At 59.5% G+C, this 19,348-nt stretch carries 22 protein-coding genes; 10 read left to right on the forward strand and 12 right to left on the reverse strand.

Features of this window, described 5'->3' with window-relative positions:
• Positions 1-9: 9 nt before the first annotated feature.
• From JHX87_RS12200 to JHX87_RS12210, 3 genes are all read right to left on the reverse strand, one after another.
• Complete coding sequence (locus JHX87_RS12200; RefSeq protein WP_271883966.1) at positions 10-1,800, reverse strand: sensor histidine kinase; 1,791 nt, start codon at positions 1,798-1,800, stop codon at positions 10-12.
• A gap of 8 nt (positions 1,801-1,808) precedes the next feature.
• Positions 1,809-2,360: an RNA polymerase sigma factor gene (locus JHX87_RS12205; RefSeq protein WP_271883967.1), complete on the reverse strand. Its 552-nt coding sequence runs from the start codon at positions 2,358-2,360 to the stop codon at positions 1,809-1,811.
• 61 nt (positions 2,361-2,421) lie between these two features.
• Positions 2,422-2,568 carry a NepR family anti-sigma factor gene (locus tag JHX87_RS12210; protein WP_271883968.1) on the reverse strand — a complete coding sequence of 49 codons (147 nt, stop codon included), beginning with the start codon at positions 2,566-2,568 and terminating at the stop codon, positions 2,422-2,424.
• A 106-nt stretch (positions 2,569-2,674) separates the two neighbouring features.
• Here JHX87_RS12210 and JHX87_RS12215 point away from each other — a divergent pair, with 106 nt between their 5' ends.
• Positions 2,675-3,478, forward strand: coding sequence for a response regulator (locus JHX87_RS12215; protein WP_271883969.1), 804 nt, complete (start codon positions 2,675-2,677; stop codon positions 3,476-3,478).
• A gap of 34 nt (positions 3,479-3,512) precedes the next feature.
• On the opposite strand, the gene JHX87_RS12220 is transcribed toward JHX87_RS12215, so the two are convergent.
• From JHX87_RS12220 to JHX87_RS12235, 4 genes are read right to left on the reverse strand one after another with little or no spacing between them, the layout of a single operon-like run.
• The gene (locus JHX87_RS12220) at positions 3,513-4,394 is read right to left on the reverse strand and encodes a YihY/virulence factor BrkB family protein (RefSeq protein ID WP_271883970.1); all 882 of its coding nucleotides are present in this window, start codon (positions 4,392-4,394) and stop codon (positions 3,513-3,515) included.
• A 45-nt stretch (positions 4,395-4,439) separates the two neighbouring features.
• Complete coding sequence (dnaQ, locus tag JHX87_RS12225; RefSeq protein ID WP_271883971.1) at positions 4,440-5,141, reverse strand: DNA polymerase III subunit epsilon; 702 nt, start codon at positions 5,139-5,141, stop codon at positions 4,440-4,442.
• The gene (gene coaE / locus JHX87_RS12230) at positions 5,134-5,721 is read right to left on the reverse strand and encodes a dephospho-CoA kinase (RefSeq protein WP_271883972.1); all 588 of its coding nucleotides are present in this window, start codon (positions 5,719-5,721) and stop codon (positions 5,134-5,136) included. The genes dnaQ and coaE overlap by 8 nt, the downstream gene beginning before the upstream one ends.
• Complete coding sequence (locus JHX87_RS12235; RefSeq protein ID WP_271883973.1) at positions 5,718-6,572, reverse strand: shikimate dehydrogenase; 855 nt, start codon at positions 6,570-6,572, stop codon at positions 5,718-5,720. The genes coaE and JHX87_RS12235 overlap by 4 nt, the downstream gene beginning before the upstream one ends.
• Before the next feature lie 481 nt (positions 6,573-7,053).
• Here JHX87_RS12235 and JHX87_RS12240 point away from each other — a divergent pair, with 481 nt between their 5' ends.
• The 7 genes from JHX87_RS12240 to JHX87_RS12270 all read left to right on the forward strand — a co-directional run bounded on the left by JHX87_RS12240 (position 7,054) and on the right by JHX87_RS12270 (position 14,315).
• Entirely contained in the window at positions 7,054-7,500 is a 447-nt protein-coding gene (locus JHX87_RS12240; protein ID WP_271883974.1) for a CopD family protein, read from the forward strand.
• Positions 7,501-7,628: 128 nt separating this feature from the next.
• A complete protein-coding gene (gene rho, locus JHX87_RS12245; RefSeq protein ID WP_271883975.1) occupies positions 7,629-8,900 on the forward strand; it encodes a transcription termination factor Rho in 1,272 nt (423 codons plus the stop codon).
• A gap of 9 nt (positions 8,901-8,909) precedes the next feature.
• Positions 8,910-10,172 carry a tRNA uridine-5-carboxymethylaminomethyl(34) synthesis GTPase MnmE gene (gene mnmE / locus JHX87_RS12250; protein WP_271883976.1) on the forward strand — a complete coding sequence of 421 codons (1,263 nt, stop codon included), beginning with the start codon at positions 8,910-8,912 and terminating at the stop codon, positions 10,170-10,172.
• Between the two features lie 10 nt (positions 10,173-10,182).
• Positions 10,183-12,042: a tRNA uridine-5-carboxymethylaminomethyl(34) synthesis enzyme MnmG gene (gene mnmG, locus JHX87_RS12255; RefSeq protein WP_271883977.1), complete on the forward strand. Its 1,860-nt coding sequence runs from the start codon at positions 10,183-10,185 to the stop codon at positions 12,040-12,042.
• Positions 12,042-12,635 carry a 16S rRNA (guanine(527)-N(7))-methyltransferase RsmG gene (gene rsmG, locus JHX87_RS12260; protein WP_271883978.1) on the forward strand — a complete coding sequence of 198 codons (594 nt, stop codon included), beginning with the start codon at positions 12,042-12,044 and terminating at the stop codon, positions 12,633-12,635. Before mnmG ends, rsmG begins: the two co-directional genes overlap by 1 nt.
• Positions 12,628-13,413: a ParA family protein gene (locus JHX87_RS12265; protein ID WP_271883979.1), complete on the forward strand. Its 786-nt coding sequence runs from the start codon at positions 12,628-12,630 to the stop codon at positions 13,411-13,413. The genes rsmG and JHX87_RS12265 overlap by 8 nt, the downstream gene beginning before the upstream one ends.
• Complete coding sequence (locus tag JHX87_RS12270) at positions 13,413-14,315, forward strand: ParB/RepB/Spo0J family partition protein (protein WP_271883980.1); 903 nt, start codon at positions 13,413-13,415, stop codon at positions 14,313-14,315. The genes JHX87_RS12265 and JHX87_RS12270 overlap by 1 nt, the downstream gene beginning before the upstream one ends.
• 50 nt (positions 14,316-14,365) lie before the next feature.
• Here JHX87_RS12270 and JHX87_RS12275 read toward each other — a convergent pair whose 3' ends face one another.
• From JHX87_RS12275 to rph, 5 genes are read right to left on the reverse strand one after another with little or no spacing between them, the layout of a single operon-like run.
• A complete protein-coding gene (locus tag JHX87_RS12275; protein ID WP_271883981.1) occupies positions 14,366-14,719 on the reverse strand; it encodes a YbaN family protein in 354 nt (117 codons plus the stop codon).
• A gap of 1 nt (position 14,720) precedes the next feature.
• Positions 14,721-15,908: a radical SAM family heme chaperone HemW gene (gene hemW / locus JHX87_RS12280; protein WP_271883982.1), complete on the reverse strand. Its 1,188-nt coding sequence runs from the start codon at positions 15,906-15,908 to the stop codon at positions 14,721-14,723.
• The gene (locus JHX87_RS12285) at positions 15,905-16,279 is read right to left on the reverse strand and encodes a RidA family protein (RefSeq protein WP_271883983.1); all 375 of its coding nucleotides are present in this window, start codon (positions 16,277-16,279) and stop codon (positions 15,905-15,907) included. Before JHX87_RS12285 ends, hemW begins: the two co-directional genes overlap by 4 nt.
• Positions 16,272-16,880 carry an RdgB/HAM1 family non-canonical purine NTP pyrophosphatase gene (gene rdgB / locus JHX87_RS12290; RefSeq protein ID WP_271883984.1) on the reverse strand — a complete coding sequence of 203 codons (609 nt, stop codon included), beginning with the start codon at positions 16,878-16,880 and terminating at the stop codon, positions 16,272-16,274. The genes JHX87_RS12285 and rdgB overlap by 8 nt, the downstream gene beginning before the upstream one ends.
• Complete coding sequence (gene rph / locus JHX87_RS12295) at positions 16,877-17,590, reverse strand: ribonuclease PH (protein WP_271883985.1); 714 nt, start codon at positions 17,588-17,590, stop codon at positions 16,877-16,879. The genes rdgB and rph overlap by 4 nt, the downstream gene beginning before the upstream one ends.
• A gap of 75 nt (positions 17,591-17,665) precedes the next feature.
• Between rph and hrcA the strand changes: the two genes are divergently transcribed.
• Both hrcA and JHX87_RS12305 read left to right on the forward strand, forming a co-directional pair.
• Positions 17,666-18,721 (forward strand): heat-inducible transcriptional repressor HrcA, encoded by a 1,056-nt coding sequence (gene hrcA / locus JHX87_RS12300; protein WP_271883986.1) that lies wholly within the window; start codon positions 17,666-17,668, stop codon positions 18,719-18,721.
• Between the two features lie 5 nt (positions 18,722-18,726).
• Positions 18,727-19,257 carry a nucleotide exchange factor GrpE gene (locus JHX87_RS12305; RefSeq protein WP_271883987.1) on the forward strand — a complete coding sequence of 177 codons (531 nt, stop codon included), beginning with the start codon at positions 18,727-18,729 and terminating at the stop codon, positions 19,255-19,257.
• Positions 19,258-19,348 lie beyond the last annotated feature (91 nt).

The raw sequence follows: 19,348 nt of genomic DNA on the forward strand, positions 1-19,348 counted from the left end.
GCCGTCACGTCAATGTTGCGCGCCCTCGCGCGCGGCTGAGGTCAACACCACGTTGCGCGGATCATTGGCGCTGCCGAAAACGCCGCTGTCAATCGAGAAATCAAGCCGCAGGGTGAAGCTTTCATCATTGGATTCGGTGACGGCCTCACCCTCTAGCTGCGTGGCAAAAGCCTCGATCAGCTGGCCGCCAAGGCCGGTGCCTTCGCTGTGATGGACCCGCGCGCCCACGGAATTGGAAATCTCCAGCGTCGCGCGGCCGGGCTTGTCCGAGGTAAGGCTGACGCGAACCCATGCCCGGTCGGCCCCTTCGGGCACGCCGGCATATTTGATGGCATTGGTAACGGCCTCGGTCGCCAGCAGCGACAGCGGCACGGCCTGATCCGGCAACAGGATAAGCGGCTGGATATCGGTCACGATCCGCAGATCATTCGAGGAATTGATCGAGGCATTGATCATCTGATTGATAATGTCGTCGATCAGCCGGCCGGCCTCGACCGCGTCCAGATGCTCGGCCTGATAGAGGTTGCGATAGATCGTTGCCAGCGCCGCCACCCGGTCCTGCACCGACCGCAGCACCCGCTTGGCATCGGGATCGTCGATCATGCGGCCCTGCATGTTGATGATCGAGGCGATCAGTTGCAGGTTGTTCTTGACCCGGTGATGCACTTCTTTCAGCAGGACGGTCTTTTCATTCACCGCCTCTTCCATCGCCTCTTCATCGCGGATCAGGATGCGGGCCATATTGTGGAAAGTCTGGCTGACATCCGAGATCTCGGACGGGGCGTGGTGCAGCACGGGGGGCGGCTCTGACCGGTTGCCGATGGCGAAGCGGCGCATCTGACCGCGCAACACGTTGATATGGCGTAGGACCATGCGGAACACCGCGAAATAGGCCACAGCCAGCGAGACCAGCCACAAGGCCGCCGGAATGGTGACCGCGCCGAAACGGGACAGCTGGAACAGGCCGGCGCCGGCGGTATTGGGGCTCCAACTGCCCAGGGCATAGACCAGCCCGGGCACAATCGGCACCACGGTAAAGACCCGCATCGCGCCGCCATTGTCACGGGCGCGGAAGGTCGTGTCGCTGCTGCTGAGCAGATTCACCAATTCGGTATTCTGGGGCAGGATCGTGCGGTTCAGCTCTTTGTCATTGCCGTCCAGCGACAGCACCTGACCGCGATGGTTGAAGGTCACGATCCGCGCGCCCTGCGTCCCCAGCGACATGTCATGGGTCGAGCGCAGCAATTCATAGGTCAGCGACAGCGTGACATAGCCCAGCAATTCACGATCCCGGTAAAGCGGCTGCACCACGGCAATGACGGGGCGCCCGCTGAGAGGCCCGTTCTTCAATGAGGTGACCAGCGTGCCGGGTTCGGAAATAAACTCCCGGTAGGCGTCGGAATCGCGAAAATCTATCGGCGTACCCGCCGCCCGGGATGTGCAGTTGCTGATCCCATCCATCGGCACGAAAGCCGCCGCCACATAGGTCGCGCTGCGCTGGATGAAGCTGCGCATCAGTTCCGAACAGAGTTCCGGTTGCTCCATCAGGTCCAGAACGCCGGGGCCAAGCGCATCTGCGGAACCAAGCGCGCTGTGCAGCAGGGCGCGTTCCCCCGCCGCGGCCGAGGTTGTCCGGCCCAGCAGCGCGATTTCGACGCTGCGTTCGGCCGAGCGGACAAGATTGAAGTTCTGAACAAGAGAGATCAGCGCCAGCGGCAGGATGGCCACTGACAGCAACGCGCCCAGACGAAAGCCCAGTTTGCGCGTGAAAGACAGCCTATCGCCAAACCGCCGGAGCACCGGCGACCTTAGCGTGACAGTGATTGATTGGCGGCCATCACGGCAAGCGTGGACGGATCGGTCATTTCCATTTCCTCGCCATCTTCAAGATGCAGAAGCTCGGCCAGTTTCCGGCGGCCACGATTGGCGCGCGATTTGACGGTGCCGATGGCTACACCGGTCATCTCGGCAGCTTCTTCATAAGAGAAACCCGATGCGCCGACCAGTATCAAAGCCTCGCGCTGTTCGTCGGGCAATTGCTCAAAGGCGGCGCGAAAGTCCTTCATCGCCAGCCGCCCGTCATGTTCCGGGCGCGTCGCCTGCCGCGCGGCATGGATGCCATCGGTATCGCTGACCTCGCGCTTGGTCTTGCGGCGGGCCGAATAAAACGTATTTCGCAAAATGGTGAACAGCCAGGCGCGCAGATTCGTGCCGACCTGAAACTTGTCCATATTGGTCCAGGCCTTGACGATCGTATCCTGCACAAGATCGTCGGCCGAAGCCCCCTCGCGCGTCAGGGACAGCGCAAAGGCCCGCAGCGCCGGCAGATGTTCGACCAGCTCGTCCCGAGGATCAATCATATTGGATTTATTCATATTTTCACCATAGCCGAACCGTCCATGCCGTCAGCGGCAAAGGATTTCATTTCTGCTCTTTCAGCTTGTTGAGCAGTTCGAGGAAACGATCCGGTATTTCCTCTGTGATGTCCTGTTCGTAGACACGCCTCAGATTTTCGTCGATTTGCTGCTCGACGGCTTCTTTTCGGCGTTCTTCTCGCTGTGGTGTCATTCTATTGTTAGTCCCGGAAATCTTGTGCGCACCCTTACCAACATGTAGGGGTGAATTATAGTTCCTCGCAATACAGGAATAATACCGGAACAAGGACAAGAAAGAAATGTCTTCTGCCGATCTCGCGAATTCCATCGGACGCGATCTTCCTTATCTGCGTCGTTACGCGCGCGCGCTGACAGGCAGCCAGAGCGCCGGCGACAATTATGCCGCCGCAACCCTTGAAGCAATTCTGACCGACCGTTCGATCCTGGACGGTGAAGAAGATACCCGCCTGGGGCTGTTCCGGGCGTTTCATGCCATCTGGCAAAGCTCGGGCCAGCCGGTTGCCGAGGCCGATCTGTCGGTCCGTGAACAGCGTGCGCAGCAGCATCTCAGCAAGCTGACACCGAATTCACGTGAAGCGCTGTTGCTGCGCACCATCGAGGATCTGCGTAACGACCAGATCGCCCGCGTGATGCAAATCGACGAGGCCGAGGCCGCGCAACTGGTTCAGATCGCTCTGGACGAGATGAGCGAGGCCGTCTGCGGCAAGATCATGGTGATCGAGGATGAGATGATCATCGCCATGGATCTGAAGGGCATCGCCCAGGCGCTGGGCCATGAGGTTACCGGCGTGGCGCGGACCCATACCGCCGCCATCGAACTGGCGGCCAAGGATCGCCCAGATCTGATCCTGGCCGATATCCAGCTTGCCGATGGTTCGTCGGGGGTCGAGGCCGTGAACGAGTTGCTGCAAAAGCTGGGCGATGTGCCGGTGATCTTCATCACCGCCTTCCCCGAGCGGCTGCTGACGGGCGACCGGCCCGAGCCGGCCTTCCTGATCTCGAAGCCCTATAGCGAAGAACAGGTTCGTTCCGCCGTGTCGCAGGCGATGTTCTTTGCCTCGACCGAGGGCATGGAAGCCTGAGGTTTTGCGAAAAACCTGACCGTGAAGGCGCCGGTTATCCGGCGCTTTCCTTTTTCAGCGACTCGCGCGCAGATCTGGCGGCCTTCAGCCGCCGCCTGCGGGCCAGTTCCACATTGATCAACGCGCCCAGAAGCACCGAAAAACCGGCCAGATAGAACCACATCAGCAGCGCGACCACCGTTCCGATTGACCCGTAGATCCGGTTATAGCTGTTGAAACTGCTGAGATAGGCCGAAAACCCGACCGACGCCGCCGCCCACAGCATTGCAGCGAACAGCGCGCCCCAGGTGAAGATCGGCGTGCGCGGGGTTTTGACATTCGGGCCATAGCGATAGATCACTCCGATCCCCAGAATGACGATGGCGAACATGCCGGCCCAGGGCAGCGCGGTCAGCAGCCTTGCCGTGGCCGAGCCCAAAGGCAGGAAGTTCAGGATCAGCGGCACGATCACGATGGTCGCCAGCCCGGCAATGCTGATCCCGACAATGGCGATGGTCAGGATATAGGCCAGAACGAAGCCGAACACGGTGGAATAGCCCCGGACGCCATAGGCCGCGTTAAGGCCACGGATCAGCGCGCCGACACCGGCCCGCGCCGATATTGTCGCAATAAAGAAGGACACGAAGGACGCCCACCCGATCGAGGTGCGGCCGGCGGCGGTCAGGGATCTGATCTGCCCGTCGATGATTTTCGCCGATCCTTCGGGCAGGAATTCATTGGCGACTTCGACATAGGCCATGATGGCCTCGGGATCGAACCACAGGCTCCATAAGGCGATAATTGCTGCGAGGCCGGGAAAAACCGCGAACATTGCGTAAAACGCAACCCCGGCAGCAATCAGCCCCATATGGGTTTTATCCATCCGGTCGAAAATCGCGGACCAGAAAGACCAGAAATCACGAAGCCAGACGATCATGAATCCCACAATTACAGATATATATCGTCTTCGTAATATCGCGGATCAGTGGGAATATCTTGCCCAGATCGCATCTGTGCCCAATTTGGCGACAAATTCCGCATGTGCTGTGGCTTCTTCGTCAGTCATGCGTGGCTTCAGCGGCACAGGACGCTGCGCCCGCGGGCCGCTTTGCCCGGTCTGCTGGACATCCGTCTTTTCCTGACCGGGCTGGTCCAGCACGAAATCGGGCTGCCTGCCACCGATCAGTTCCAGATAGACCTCGGCCAGCAATTCGCTGTCCAGCAACGCGCCGTGCAGTTCACGAGACGAGTTATCCACCCCGAAGCGTCGGCAGAGCGCATCCAGCGAGGCGGGTGAGCCCGGAAATTTCTCGCGCGCGACGGCCAGCGTATCCAGCGCCCGCGCCCAGGGAATTGTGGGAAATCCCGCGCGTTTCAGTTCGGCATTCAGGAATTTCATGTCGAAGCTGGCATTGTGGATCACTAGCTTGGCGTCATCGGCAATGAAATCGATAAATTGCTGCGCTACTTCTGCAAATTTCGGCTTGTCCCGCAGGAAGTCGTCGCCCAATCCGTGCACCTCTAACGCCTCTTGCGGCATCGAACGCTCTGGATTGATGTAAAGATGCAATGTGCGCCCGGTGGGCAGGTGATTGATCAGCTCCAAAGCGCCGATTTCCACGATCCGGTCTGCACCTTCCGCATCAAAACCCGTGGTTTCGGTATCCAGAACGATCTCACGCATCTGATGTGATTTCCTTGATGATCCCGGTGACGGCGGCCTTTGCCCCGTCTAGCGTATCGGTGGGGATGATCCAATCGGCGCGTTCACGCTTTTCGGCATCGGGCATCTGCCGGGACAGGATCAGCGCCAGCGTCTCTGATGTCATGCCCGGCCGGGCCATGACACGCCGCCGCTGAGTCTCGGCGTCGGTCGAGGCCACCGCCACGCCATCCATTTGTGTCTGATAGCTGTTTTCGAAAAGAAGCGGGATATCCAGCAGGATCAGCGGCGCGTCGGCATGATTTTCGATAAAGCTCTCGCGGTCGGCGGCGACCAGCGGATGTACGATGGCCTCCAACCGGTCCAGCGCCGCCGGATCGCGGGCGAGGATGTCGCGCAATGCGTTCCGGTCGATGGCCTGATCGCGCAAGGCGGCTGGAAAGATCTTGCTGACAGGATCGACCGCCGCACCACCGGGCGCGTAAAGACGATGCACCGCCGCATCCGCATCCCAGACCGGCACGCCCCGGTCACGAAACATCTGCGCAGTGGTGGATTTCCCCATGCCGATGCTTCCGGTGAGGCCAAGCAGAAAGCTCATGCCAGGACAGCCTTGCGCAGATCCTCATCAATCTCAGGCCGTTGACCGAACCAGCGCTCGAACCCGGGCGCCGCCTGATGCAGCAACATGCCCAGACCGTCCACGATCTTGCAGCCACGGTCCTGCGCCTCGGACAGAAGGGGGGTCATCAGCGGCGCATAGACCAGATCGGTCACCAGAGTTTGCGGGCTCAGCGCATCCAGCGGCACGCGCAGCGGCTGTTTGCCATCCATGCCCAGCGAGGTCGCATTCACCACCGTCGCCGCGCCGTCCAGCATGTTTCCGGCCTGCGCCCAGTCATAGACGACAAGCCGGGCGCCGAATTCGGCCTTGATCTGTTCGGAACGGATCCGGGTGCGATTGGTGATCCGCAGCTCTTTCACGCCGCTGTCCAGCAGAGAGGCCACAACGGCCCGCGCCGCACCCCCGGCACCGATGATCGCCGCCGGTCCGGCATCGGGCTGCCAGTCAGGCACGGTCTGCCGGATATTCGCGATGAAGCCGTAACCATCTGTATTATCTGCATGAATCTTGCCGTCTGGGCGGAAAATCAGCGTATTCGCGGCGCCGATCAGCGCGGCGCGGTCGGTGATGAAGTCGGCAAGGGCCAGCACGGCCTCTTTATGCGGGATGGTGACATTCACGCCCACAAAGCCCGCGCGGGGCAGCACCCGCAAAACCTCGGCCAGATGTTCGGGCATGACGGGCAGGGGGACGTAATGCCCCTTGATCCCGTAACGCTTCAACCAATGTCCGTGCAGCTGGGGCGAACGGGAATGCGCGATGGGCATACCGATCACGCCGGCAAGCGGAACATTAGGAACAGGCTGCGGGATCGTATCGTCAGGCATGGGCTATCACTCTTGGAGCATCGCCAAAGCATAAGCGCTTGTCCGGGCGGACAAAAGGGTTCGATACAGCTTTGGTTATCGCTTTCAGGCTGTCTGTTTCGGCGTGTGGATAACTTGTCGGAGGAATCGGTCTGTAAGTTGTGTGAATCCGTGGGGACAGTTCGGCACCCGCAAATTCCATCTGGAACCTATCGCGAACGAGTGCCGACTGTCCACAGAGGGACAAACGCAATCGCAAAATTCAGCCTGCTGTGGGTAACCTTCTTTGCCGGATGTTGAGATGAAAGTTATCCATAGATCAAGACTTTGAAATTATTTAAGTATTTTGACATTTCAGGAACTGTACACATAGTTATACACAGGCGATAATTCGTGGATGATCCTGTGCGTTTCTGCTTTATCCGACTGTCCACAGGCCCTACATCAACAACATCCTTTTCTTCTTTTCCTTTTATATATGAAGATTGGGACAGAGGAGCGAATGACTGATCTGCTGAGCCTGCTTTACCCCTACGTGAAATCGCTTCACGTGATGGCCGTGATCTCCTGGATGGCCGGGCTGTTCTATCTGCCCAGATTGTTCGTCTATCACGCGGAACGGGCTGCGGTGGCCGGTGAACCAACGGCCAGCTTCGTCATCATGGAACAGAAGCTGCTGAAGCTGATCATGAACCCTGCCATGATCGTCACCTGGTTGACCGGGCTTTGTCTGGTGCTGACGCCGGGTGTTGTCTCCTGGTCGATGATCTGGCCGTGGAGCAAGGCTGTGGCTGTTCTGGCGATGACCTGGTTTCACATGTGGTGCGCCCGTCAGCGGCGCTTGCTGAAAGCCGGAGAGGCATTGAGCGGACGACGCTATCGAATGATGAATGAGGTTCCGACACTGCTGATGTTCGTGATCGTCCTTTCGGTAATCGTGAAATTCTGACCGGTCGATTGACTTTCACGCGTTCGCGCCTTATCTGCGCCGCAAGCCCTGCCGTCCGGTAAGGGAATTCCCATTGCATGAAGTGACAGACCGGCTGCTCCCGCGCAGCGTGGCCTCAGGTGAATGATATGACCGAAGAACGTTTGAACCTTTCCGATCTCAAGGCGAAGAGCCCGGCCGATCTGCTGTCCATGGCAGAGGAATGGGAAGTCGAAAACGCCTCGACCATGCGCAAGGGCGAGATGATGTTCTCGATCCTGAAAGAGCATGCCGAAGAGGGCTGGGATATTGGTGGCGAGGGCGTTCTGGAAGTTGTCCAGGACGGTTTCGGCTTCCTGCGCTCGACCGAGGCGAACTATCTGCCGGGTCCGGACGACATCTATGTCAGCCCCGAGATGATCCGTCAGCATGCGCTGCGGACTGGCGATACGGTGGAGGGTGTCATTCGCGCGCCTGGCGAGAATGAGCGTTACTTCGCGCTGACCAAGGTGGAGCGGATCAATTTCGAAGAGCCAGAGCGCGCCCGTCACAAGGTCGCCTTCGACAACCTGACGCCGCTTTATCCGAACCAGCGACTGAACATGGAAATCGAAGATCCAACGATCAAGGATCGCTCGGCCCGGATCATCGATCTGGTTGCGCCGATCGGGAAGGGGCAGCGGTCGCTGATCGTGGCGCCGCCGCGTACGGGTAAGACCGTCTTGCTGCAGAACATCGCCCATTCGATCGAGCGGAACCATCCCGAATGCTATCTGATCGTGCTGCTGATTGACGAACGCCCAGAGGAGGTCACCGATATGCAGCGCAGCGTGCGCGGTGAAGTGATTTCTTCGACCTTTGACGAACCGGCCAGCCGTCACGTCGCAGTGTCGGAGATGGTGATCGAAAAGGCCAAGCGCCTGGTCGAGCATAAGCGAGATGTTGTTATTCTGCTGGACTCGATCACAAGACTTGGTAGGGCGTTCAACACTGTCGTGCCGAGTTCGGGCAAGGTTCTGACCGGCGGTGTCGATGCGAATGCGTTGCAGCGGCCGAAGCGGTTCTTTGGTGCGGCGCGGAATATCGAAGAGGGTGGTTCGCTGACGATCATTGCGACGGCGCTGATCGATACGGGGTCTCGGATGGATGAGGTGATCTTTGAAGAATTCAAAGGCACCGGCAACAGCGAGATCGTGCTTGATCGCAAGGTGGCTGACAAGCGCGTCTTCCCGGCCATGGATATTCTGAAATCCGGTACCCGGAAGGAAGAGTTGCTGGTCGATGCGAAGGATCTGCAGAAGACCTATCTGCTGCGTCGGATCCTGAACCCGATGGGGACCACCGATGCCATCGAATTCCTGATTTCGAAGCTGAAACAGACCAAGACCAACTCTGAATTCTTCGATTCAATGAACGCCTGACGAGGCATCATGGATGTGATTTTTGCTGAAGCCACCCCGTCCGGACGGGGTGGCGTTTCCATTATCAGACTTAGCGGTTCCGGGTCGCGGAGCGCTGTTGAAGCGCTGGCAGGCAGCCTGCCACAACCCCGGCAGGTCTACATGCGCGCGCTGAGGGATCACGATGATCTTCTGGATCACGCGTTGGTTCTTTGGTTTGAATCGGGACATAGTTTCACCGGAGAAGAGGTTGCGGAGCTGCAGCTTCACGGCGCGCCGGTTATTGTTCGCCGCGTCCTTCGTTTCTTCGCCGAGCAGGGGATGCGCCCCGCCGAAGCAGGGGAATTTACCCGTCGGGCCTTTCTGAACGGTAAAATGGATCTGGCCGAGGTTGAAGGGCTTGGTGATCTGTTGGAGGCAGAGACCGAAGCGCAGCGCCGGATGGCACTACGTCTGTCGGGCGGCGAATTGGGACGCCGGAGCGAGGATTGGCGCTCGATGCTGATTCGGGCGGGTGCGTTGGTGGAATCCAGCGTGGATTTCGCGGATGAGGAGGTGCCGGAAGATGTGCCTGACGAGGTATTCCGCATTCTGGCCGATTTGCACCAGCAGTTGACGACCCAGATCTCTGGCTTTGCCGCCGCAGAACGCATTCGAGCTGGTTTTGAGGTGGCGGTTATCGGGCCGCCGAATGCTGGTAAATCCAGCCTGATCAATCGCATCGCGAAACGAGATGTCGCTTTGGTGTCGGATATCGCGGGGACGACACGCGATATCATCGAATTACGGATAGACTTGAAGGGTTTAGCCGTGACATTGCTTGACACTGCCGGGCTGCGGGAGAGTTCGGACCATGTCGAGAGAATGGGTGTTGATCGCGCAAGACAACGCGCGATGGCTGCCGACCTGCGATTACATCTGTCGGAGACGGGGGAGTGTGATCCGTCGCTCTGGCAAGAGGGGGATATCCTGGTAAGGAGCAAGGCCGATCTAGACTCAGGGCGGGGTGACGCCATCTCAAGCGTGACTGGTCAGGGGATTGACCAGCTTTTGGAGCAACTACACCTGATCCTATCCGATCGTATATCCGGTGCAGGTCTGGTCAGTCACGAACGGCAACTTCTGTCATTGATGGATGCGAGATTGGCAATTTCCGAGATCGAGGGCCTGCCGCCAGAGCTTTTGGCGGAAGCAATTCGTCGCGCTGCAAATTCACTTGATCGTTTACTTGGCAGAATCGGTGCGGAAGAGTATCTGGATGTCATCTTCACCTCATTCTGTATCGGGAAATAGGGTGTTTCACGTGAAACATTACGATGTGATTGTCATTGGCGGTGGTCATGCCGGCTTGGAAGCTGCCGCAGCCTCAGCGAGGTTGGGCGCGGCGACTGCGCTGGTAACGATGCGGCCCGAGGATATTGGCACCCTTTCCTGCAACCCCGCGATTGGCGGTTTGGGAAAGGGGCATCTGGTACGTGAGATTGACGCGCTGGATGGCTTAATGGGTCGTATCGCAGATCGCGCAGGTATTCAGTTCCGGCTTCTCAATCGCCGCAAGGGGCCAGCGGTGCAGGGTCCGCGTGCGCAGATGGATCGCGCCTTGTACCGGCAGGAAGCCATGTTGGCCGCGGAATCCACCGATGGCCTGTCGCTGATCTATGGTGAAGTGTCCGATCTCATCTCTGACGGCCGTTCCGTGTCAGGTGTCGTTTTGGCTGACGGCACGCAAATCTCGGCCAGTGCGGTCGTCTTGACAACAGGCACTTTCCTGAATGGCGTGATCCATATCGGGGATGTCAGCCGCGCCGCTGGAAGATGGGGGGGTAAGGCATCTAACGGTCTGGCGGACAGGATACGTCAGTTCAATCTGCCTCTTGGCCGACTGAAAACCGGGACACCGCCGCGTCTGGACGGACGGACAATTGACTGGGACGTGCTGGAGCAACAGCCTGGCGACGACGCCCCGACAGTCTTTTCCTATCTGAGCGTCGGGCCAAGCGCGGGTCAGATCTCTTGCGGTATCACCCACACGAATGTCGAAACCCATAGAATTATCAGCGAAAATATTTCTCGCTCGGCGATGTATGGCGGGCATATTTCGGGGCGTGGCCCCCGCTATTGCCCATCAATTGAGGACAAGGTCATCCGCTTTGCCGATAAGGATTCCCATCAGATTTTTTTGGAGCCTGAAGGTCTGGACGATCCGACTGTCTATCCGAATGGTATATCGACCTCACTGCCGGAAGACGTGCAGCAGGCCTATGTCCGAACGATCAAAGGCTTGGAGCATGCCGAAATTTTGCAGCCCGGCTATGCGGTGGAATATGACTATGTCGACCCACGTGCATTGAATGCGGATTTGCGATTGAAAGATGTCCAGGGACTATATCTTGCAGGTCAGATCAATGGGACCACTGGATATGAAGAAGCCGGAGCGCAAGGATTGGTCGCCGGGTTGAATGCTGCGCTGGCGGCGCAAGGACGTGAACCTGCGGTATTCAGCCGCGCAGACAGCTATATCGGCGTCATGATTGACGATCTGACGACGCGCGGCGTGACCGAACCATACCGCATGTTCACCTCACGCGCTGAATTCCGCCTGACACTGCGGGCCGATAACGCGGATCAGCGCTTGACGCCCTTTGGCATCAAGCTGGGATGCGTCGGGGAAAGACGGCGGCAGTATTTCGAGGAACGGCAGCAGCATTATTGCGCCGCCAGAAAAACGGCAGAGGAGGCGGTTTTTTCTCCGACTGAACTCCAGCGTCACGGTCTGAAGGTTCGCCAGGACGGTCAGATGCGTTCAGTTTTTGCGCTGCTCGGGGTGGCGGATGTTGATCCAGATGCGGCTTTGGCGCTTGAGCCAAAGCTTTCTCTGGTGCCGAAAGGGACTATCGAACAGCTGCGAAATGATGCGCTGTACCATCAATACACGGATCGGCAGCAAAAGGATGCGCAGGCGTTGCGCGCAGATGAGGCAGTGCAACTTCCCGATTGGATGGATTACGAGAATATCTCCGGGCTTTCGAGCGAATTGCGCAGCAAGCTGCAGCAGGCGCGGCCACAGACCCTGGCAGCGGCTGCAAAAATCGAAGGGATGACACCGGCAGCTTTGACGTTGATCCTTGCCATTGCGCGCAGCGGGCGTCGCCGGGAAGCGTGATGGACGGTGTTTCACGTGAAACAATGGCCCGCCTGGAGGGCTATGAGGACCTTATCAGGCGTTGGAATCCGCGTATCAATCTGGTCGCGCCTTCCTCGCTGCCGCACCTTCGGCAACGACATATCGAAGATTGCCTTCAAATCACGCAACATATAGCGCCCAGTGGTGGTCTATGGGCTGACCTCGGCAGTGGAGGCGGACTACCAGGTCTGGTCATTGCGATTGTCAATGCGGATCAGGACACGCGATTTCTTCTTGTCGAAAGCGATCAGCGCAAATCCGTGTTTTTGCGCACGGTGATCCGCGAGTTGGGGCTGAAAAACGCCTCTGTCAAAACGGCTCGGATTGAGGAAATAGACCCGCTGAATGCCGCTTATATCAGTGCAAGAGCACTTGCCCCGCTGCCCCGCCTCATGCCATATCTTCAACGTCATCTGGCGCCAGACGGCCAAGCTTGGCTGATGAAGGGCCAGCAATGGCAGTCGGAACTGGCGGAAGCGGGCCAAAACTGGCGATTCAACGTCAATGCCCATCCCAGTTCGACGCAGGACGGGGCAGCAATTTTGGAAATCAGCAGGATTAGCTATGTCTGAGAGCAGTATCGTTGCGATCGCCAACCAAAAAGGCGGGGTCGGCAAGACCACCACGGCGATCAACCTGGGCGCCGCACTCGCAATTTCTGGCCATAAAACGATCCTGATTGACCTTGATCCGCAAGGGAATGCGTCAACAGGTCTGGGAATCGAGGCAGATCAGCGCAAACGGACCGTCTATGATCTTCTGGCAGGTCCGGAAACCCTGCAAGATTGCGCTCAGCCGACCTCGATCAAAAACCTGCTTATCGTGCCGGCGACTTCTGACCTTTCGTCGGCGGATGTTGAATTGGCACAGGCTGAAAATCGGACCCGCCTTCTGCGGCAGAAATTGTCACAGGCCGAGGCTGGCACAATCATCCTGATCGATTGCCCACCCGCGCTCGGTCTTTTGACGCTGAACGCGATGGTTGCCTCGGATGCCGTTCTTGTACCTCTGCAGGCAGAATTTTACGCCCTCGAAGGTCTTTCGCAGCTTCTGACGACGGTGAAGCATGTTCGGCAGACAGGCAATCCGAACCTCAGGATCAACGGGATCCTTCTGACCATGTCGGATAACCGTAATAACCTGTCTCAGCAGGTCGAGGCTGACGCGCGCGCGACCTTGGGTGATCTGGTCTTCCCGACCGTCATCCCCCGCAATGTACGCGTGTCCGAGGCGCCCTCGCATTCCAAACCGGTTATTCTCTACGATCCCAGTTCAAAGGGCAGCGCAGCCTATGAACAGTTCGCAAAAGAATTTGCCCAACGCCTGAAACTCGTGCCGGAGAACGCCTGATGTCTGAGAATAAAGCCGCAAAACGGGGTCTGGGTCGCGGGCTTTCCGCCTTGATGGCGGATATGGATATCGACACCCCGGCCAATGCGCCGGAACAAACCCGCGACCGGACGATGATCCCGATCGAGCAAATCACTGCGAACCCGGATCAGCCGCGCCGTCAATTTGACCCGGATGCACTGCAAGAGCTGGCAGACTCGCTCAGGCAGCACGGCGTCCTGCAGCCTTTGATCGTCCGGCCGCATCCGCGCGATGAGGGCCTTTATCAGATCGTCGCCGGAGAGCGTCGCTGGCGTGCCGCGCAGATGGCGCAGTTGCATGAACTGCCCGTCATCATCCGCCAGTTCTCGGATACCGAAGTTCTGGAAGTCGCCATTATCGAGAATATTCAGCGGGCCGATCTGAATGCCATCGAAGAAGCGGCGTCCTTCCGACAGCTGATGGACCGCTTTGGCCATACGCAGGAAAAGCTGGCGGAAGCGCTGAACAAAAGCCGCAGCCATATTGCCAACCTGTTGCGCCTGCTGAATCTGCCGGATTCGGTGCAGGATTTCGTGAAGGAGGGCAAGTTATCCGCAGGTCACGCGCGCGCGCTGATCACCGCGGAAAACCCCGCGGCGCTTGCGCGTCAGGTGATCGACAAGGGCCTCTCTGTTCGTGAGACGGAAAATCTGGTGCGCAAGAAGTCAGAGCCCAGCGTTGCGAAATCCGCGACCTCAAATCCCCGCCCGGCCGCCGAGAAAGACGCAGATACCCGCGCGCTCGAAGCCGATCTTTCGGCTCATCTGAAGATGAAAGTCGTGATCAATCATGTCGGGCTGGATGGCGGCACCATCTCGATCACCTATCGCGATCTCGACCAGCTTGATCTTCTGTGTCAGGCGCTCGGTGGGGATCGATAGGGCCACATGTAGGGGTATCGAAACCTGTATACCCCTACATATCCGAATTCTTAATGTTCGGGACGCGTAACGACATAGGCGCCGACAGCGGTGCATATGCCCAGTTGCGTCGCAACCCACCAGATCGGCAAGCCGATGAAGAAAGCGATGAAGACGCCGACCGTCATTGCGACGACGGCCCAGATCTTGGCCCAGCGCCCAATCGCGCGGTGGTCTTCCCAGGCACGGATCGGCGGACCGTATTTCGGATGAGACAGGATTTTTTGCCTCAGCCGGGGTGAACTGCGGGCAAAGGCCCAGACTGCCACCAGCAGGAAGGGGACCGTCGGCACAATCGGCAGCAGGATCCCGATAATTCCTGCCAACAGGGCGATGGCGCCAATCGTAAACCACAAAATCCGCATCTTAATCCGCCAACTCTCGCAGGATTGCGTTCAATACCGGACGACCATCCTTGCTTGCCCGCAAACGACCTTGGCCCCGTTCGACCATTCCAAGGTCGATTAACTGCTGAATCCTGTTTTCGTTCAATGGCTTTCCGGCAAGATTTGCATAGCGCGCCTCATCCAGACCTTCGACCAATCTCATCGACATCAGCAGATATTCCGTCGCCTGCTCTTCGTATGACAGCGCCTCGCGAAGGGACTCGGCGTTTCCGTCGCGCTCGACCGCGTTCAGCCATTCGCCGGGCGCCATGAATGCCTCGCTCGCGTAGCGCGTGCCATTCACCGTGATGCGGCCATGCGCGCCTGGGCCAACCGCTGCCCAGTCCCCTTGACGCCAGTAGACAAGGTTATGCCTGCTTTCGGCGCCTGGCCGGGCATGGTTGGAGGTCTCATAGCCGTCCATACCGGAGGCGGCGCAAATATCCTGCGTTTCCAGATACATATCTGCCGACAGATCGTCATCCGGCAGATCGCGCAACTTCCCGGCCGCGGCGCGCGCGCCAAAGGCTGTGCCGGGCTCGATGGTCAGCTGGTAAAGCGACAGGTGGTCGACCGCCATCGACAGCGCCTCTTGCAACTCCGCCCGCCATTCTTGCCGGGTCTGCTGCTGCCGCGCATAGATCAGATCGAAGCTCACACGGTCAAAGGTCGCCCGCGCGACCTCAAAAGCGGCCTTTGCCTCTGCCACGGAATGCATCCGCCCCAGCCGACGCAGATCCACGTCATTCAGCGCCTGAATCCCCATCGACAAGCGATTGACGCCCGCCTCGGCAAAGCCCGCGAAGTGGGTCTTTTCGACGCTGGTGGGGTTCGCCTCCAGCGAAATCTCGATATCGTTGCGAAACCCCCATGCCGCCCGCGCGGCCTGCAGAACCGTATCGACCGTCTCGGGTGCCATCAAAGAGGGCGTCCCGCCGCCAAAGAAGATACTGCCCAGCACGCGCCCCGGCATGTCTTGGCCAAGACGCGCGATCTCGCGGGCCAAAGCATCGCCCCAACGGCGCTGATCGACCGACGCCACCACATGGCTGTTGAAATCGCAATAGGGGCATTTCGCGGCGCAAAAGGGCCAATGGACATACAGCCCGAAACCACCCGCCCGCCAATCCTCGTCGGGCGCGGCGCTATGTGCGGCGGTGACGCTCATCCCCGAAACGCGGTCACTTCGATCTCGACCTTCATTTCCGGCTTGATCAGCCCCGCGATTACCATGGTTGCTGCTGGCCGGATCTGGTCCAGCGCCTCGGACAGGGCGGGGGCGATCCGATCCACCAGATCCGCATCAGTGACGGTATATTGCACCCGCACAATGTCTTCGGCGCCGAAACCGGCCTCTTCCAGAACCTGAAAGATGGTCCTGAAACAATTCCGGGCTTGCGCCGCCGGATCATCGGGCATGGTCATGTTGGCATAATCATATCCGGTTACGCCCGAGACAAAACACCAGTCGCCCTTCACCACGGCCCGGCTATAGGCCATACGTTCTTCGAAGGGCGACCCGGTCGAGATCCTACGCAAAGCTGCCCTCCAGCATCTTGCTGACAGCGCGGGCACGGTGGCTGAGGCTGTTCTTGCGCTCTGCCGACATTTCGCCCAGCGTGACCTCTTCGCCATCGGGCATGAAGATCGGATCATAGCCGTGACCTTCGGCGCCGCGCGGCGGCCAGACCACCTGACCCGGCAGAACGCCCTCGAATACCTCGTCATGCCCATCGGGCCACATCAGCACCAGCGTGCAGCGGAACTGCGCCTTTCGCGGGGCAGGGGCGTCGATCGCTTCCAACTCGTCCCAGGTGCGCTGCATCGCCATGGCGAAATCGCGGCCATTGCCGGTTTCGGCCCAATCGGCGGTATAGACGCCCGGCGCGCCGTTCAGCGCATCGACGCTGATGCCGCTGTCATCGGACAGGGCCGGAAGGCCGGTGGCCTCCACCGCCGAGCGCGCCTTGATCCGGGCGTTGCCGACGAAATTATCCTCGGTCTCGACCGGCTCGCTCAGACCCATTTCGGCGGCGCCGACAACCTCGATTCCGCGCGGCGCCAGCAGTGCGCGCATCTCGGCCAGCTTGCCGGCGTTATGGGTCGCCACCAGCAGCTTCTGCTCGGTGAACTTCCTCATGCAATCGCGGCCTTTTGCGCGGCGACCAGCTCGGCCATGCCGACCTCGGCCAGATCCAGAAGCTGCGTCATCTCATCACGAGAGAAGGTGGCCCCCTCGGCCGACATCTGCACCTCGATCAGGCGGCCACCGCCGGTCAGCACGAAATTGCCGTCGGTGCCGGCTTCGCTATCCTCGGCATAGTCCAGATCCAGAACCGGCTGGCCGGCGTAGATTCCGCAGCTGACAGCGGCAACGTGATCGATGATCGGATCGCTGCTGATCGCGCCGGAAGCCAGCAGCTTGTTCACCGCCAGACGCAGCGCGACCCACCCCCCGGTGATCGAGGCGCAGCGCGTTCCGCCATCAGCCTGGATCACGTCGCAATCCACGGTGATCTGCCGCTCGCCAAGCGCCACCCGATCCACGCCTGCGCGCAGGCTGCGACCGATAAGGCGCTGAATTTCCTGCGTTCTGCCAGACTGTTTCCCTTGCGCGGCCTCGCGCCGGTTGCGGGTATTGGTCGCGCGGGGCAGCATGCCATATTCCGCCGTGACCCAGCCCAGCCCGGTGCCCTTCAGGAACCGGGGCGGGTTCTCTTCCAGTGAGGCCGTGCACAGCACATGGGTGTTGCCGCAACGGATCAGGCATGACCCTTCGGCATGCCGCATCACCCCGGTTTCAATTGAAATCGGGCGCATTTGGCTTAGATTCCGTCCAGAAGGGCGCATGAGGGTTGTCCTTTTTCGTGAAGATTGGCAGCCCAATACCGTCCTGCAACCCTATGACGCAAGCCCGATGGGGAAATGAGCCAAGAAACGCTGCTGAATGAGTTGAACGACAGGTCCCGCGAAGTCTTTCGCCGGGTCGTCGAAAGCTATCTGGACACGGGTGAGCCGGTCGGCTCGCGCACCCTGACCCGCACCCTGTCGGAAAAGGTCAGCGCCGCGACGATTCGCAATGTCATGCAGGATCTGGAGCTGATGGGCCTGCTGAACAGTCCGCATACATCGGCCGGGCGCTTGCCCTCGCATCTGGGCCTGCGGCTTTTTGTCGACAGCATGATGGAGGTGGACAAGGTCGCCCCCACAGACCGCGCCGCCATCGAACAGACGCTGGGCAATGACGATCCGGAAACGGGCGTCCTGCTGGACCGGGTCAGTTCGGCGCTCAGCCTGATCACGGGCGGGGCGTCGCTGGTCCTGATGCCCAAGCATGAGGCGCCGATCCGTCATATCGAATTTGTCAGCCTTGGGTCTGATCGCGCGCTGGTGGTGCTGGTCTTCGATGACGGCCATGTCGAGAATCGCATCTTTACCCCGCCGCCCGGCCAGACGCCTTCCTCGATGCGCGAGGCCGGCAATTTCCTCAACGCCATGGCAGCGGGCAAGACATTGGCAGAGCTGCGCGGTCAGATTGCCCGCGAAATTGCGACGCGGCGGCGCGAACTGGACGTTTTGGCCGCTGAACTGGTCGAATCCGGTCTGGCGCTTTGGAATACCGAAACCACGGATCCGCGCCTGATCGTGCGGGGGCGCGCAAATCTTCTGGACAGCGAAGTGGCCGATCTGGACCGCATCCGCGTGCTGTTCGACGATCTGGAACGCAAGCGCGACATCGTGGAATTCCTGGAACTGACCGAGCAGGGCGAAGGCGTCCGCATCTTCATCGGATCCGAGAACAAGCTTTTTTCACTTTCGGGTTCCGCTTTGGTGGTTTCCCCCTATATGAATTCCGACCGAAAGATTGTAGGCGCCGTAGGCGTCATTGGGCCGACCCGTCTGAACTATGGGCGGATCGTGCCAATCGTTGATTATACGGCGCAGCTGGTGGGGCGTGTGCTGTCCGGCCGGAAAGGATAAATGAGATGACCGATCAGAACGATCAACCGAACGACGATTTTCTGGAAGATCCGCTGGCCGACCCGATGGATGAGGTCGAGCAGATGAAAGCGCAGCGCGATGAGTTCCGCGACAAGTTCATGCGCGCCCTGGCCGATGCCGAAAACTCGCGCAAGCGCGCCGACAGAGAGCGTCGCGACGCTGAACAATATGGCGGCACCCGTCTGGCCCGCGATCTTCTGCCGGTCTATGATGCGCTGCACCGCGCGCTGGATTCCGCGACCGAAGAGCAGCGCAATTCCGCCTCGGCCCTGATCGAGGGGGTCGAACTGACCCTGCGGGAACTGTCGAACGTCTTCTCGAAGCATGGCATCACCGTGATTACGCCAAAGATCGGCGATAAATTCGATCCGACCTTCCATGAGGCCATGTTCGAGGCTGCCGTGCCCGGCACCACCGCCGGCGAGATCATTCAGGTCATGGATAACGGCTTCCGCCTGCATGACCGTCTGCTGCGCCCGGCCAAGGTCGGCGTTTCCTCGACGCCTGCAAGCTGATCCGTACCGCAAGCCCAACCGATCCGCGCCCCGGGATGTCCCGGGGCGTTTTCATGTGAAACGGGCGGGCTGTCGCGCTTCTTTTAGCGCG

The sequence above is a fragment of the Paracoccus fistulariae genome (assembly GCF_028553785.1).
Taxonomy (GTDB): domain Bacteria; phylum Pseudomonadota; class Alphaproteobacteria; order Rhodobacterales; family Rhodobacteraceae; genus Paracoccus; species Paracoccus fistulariae.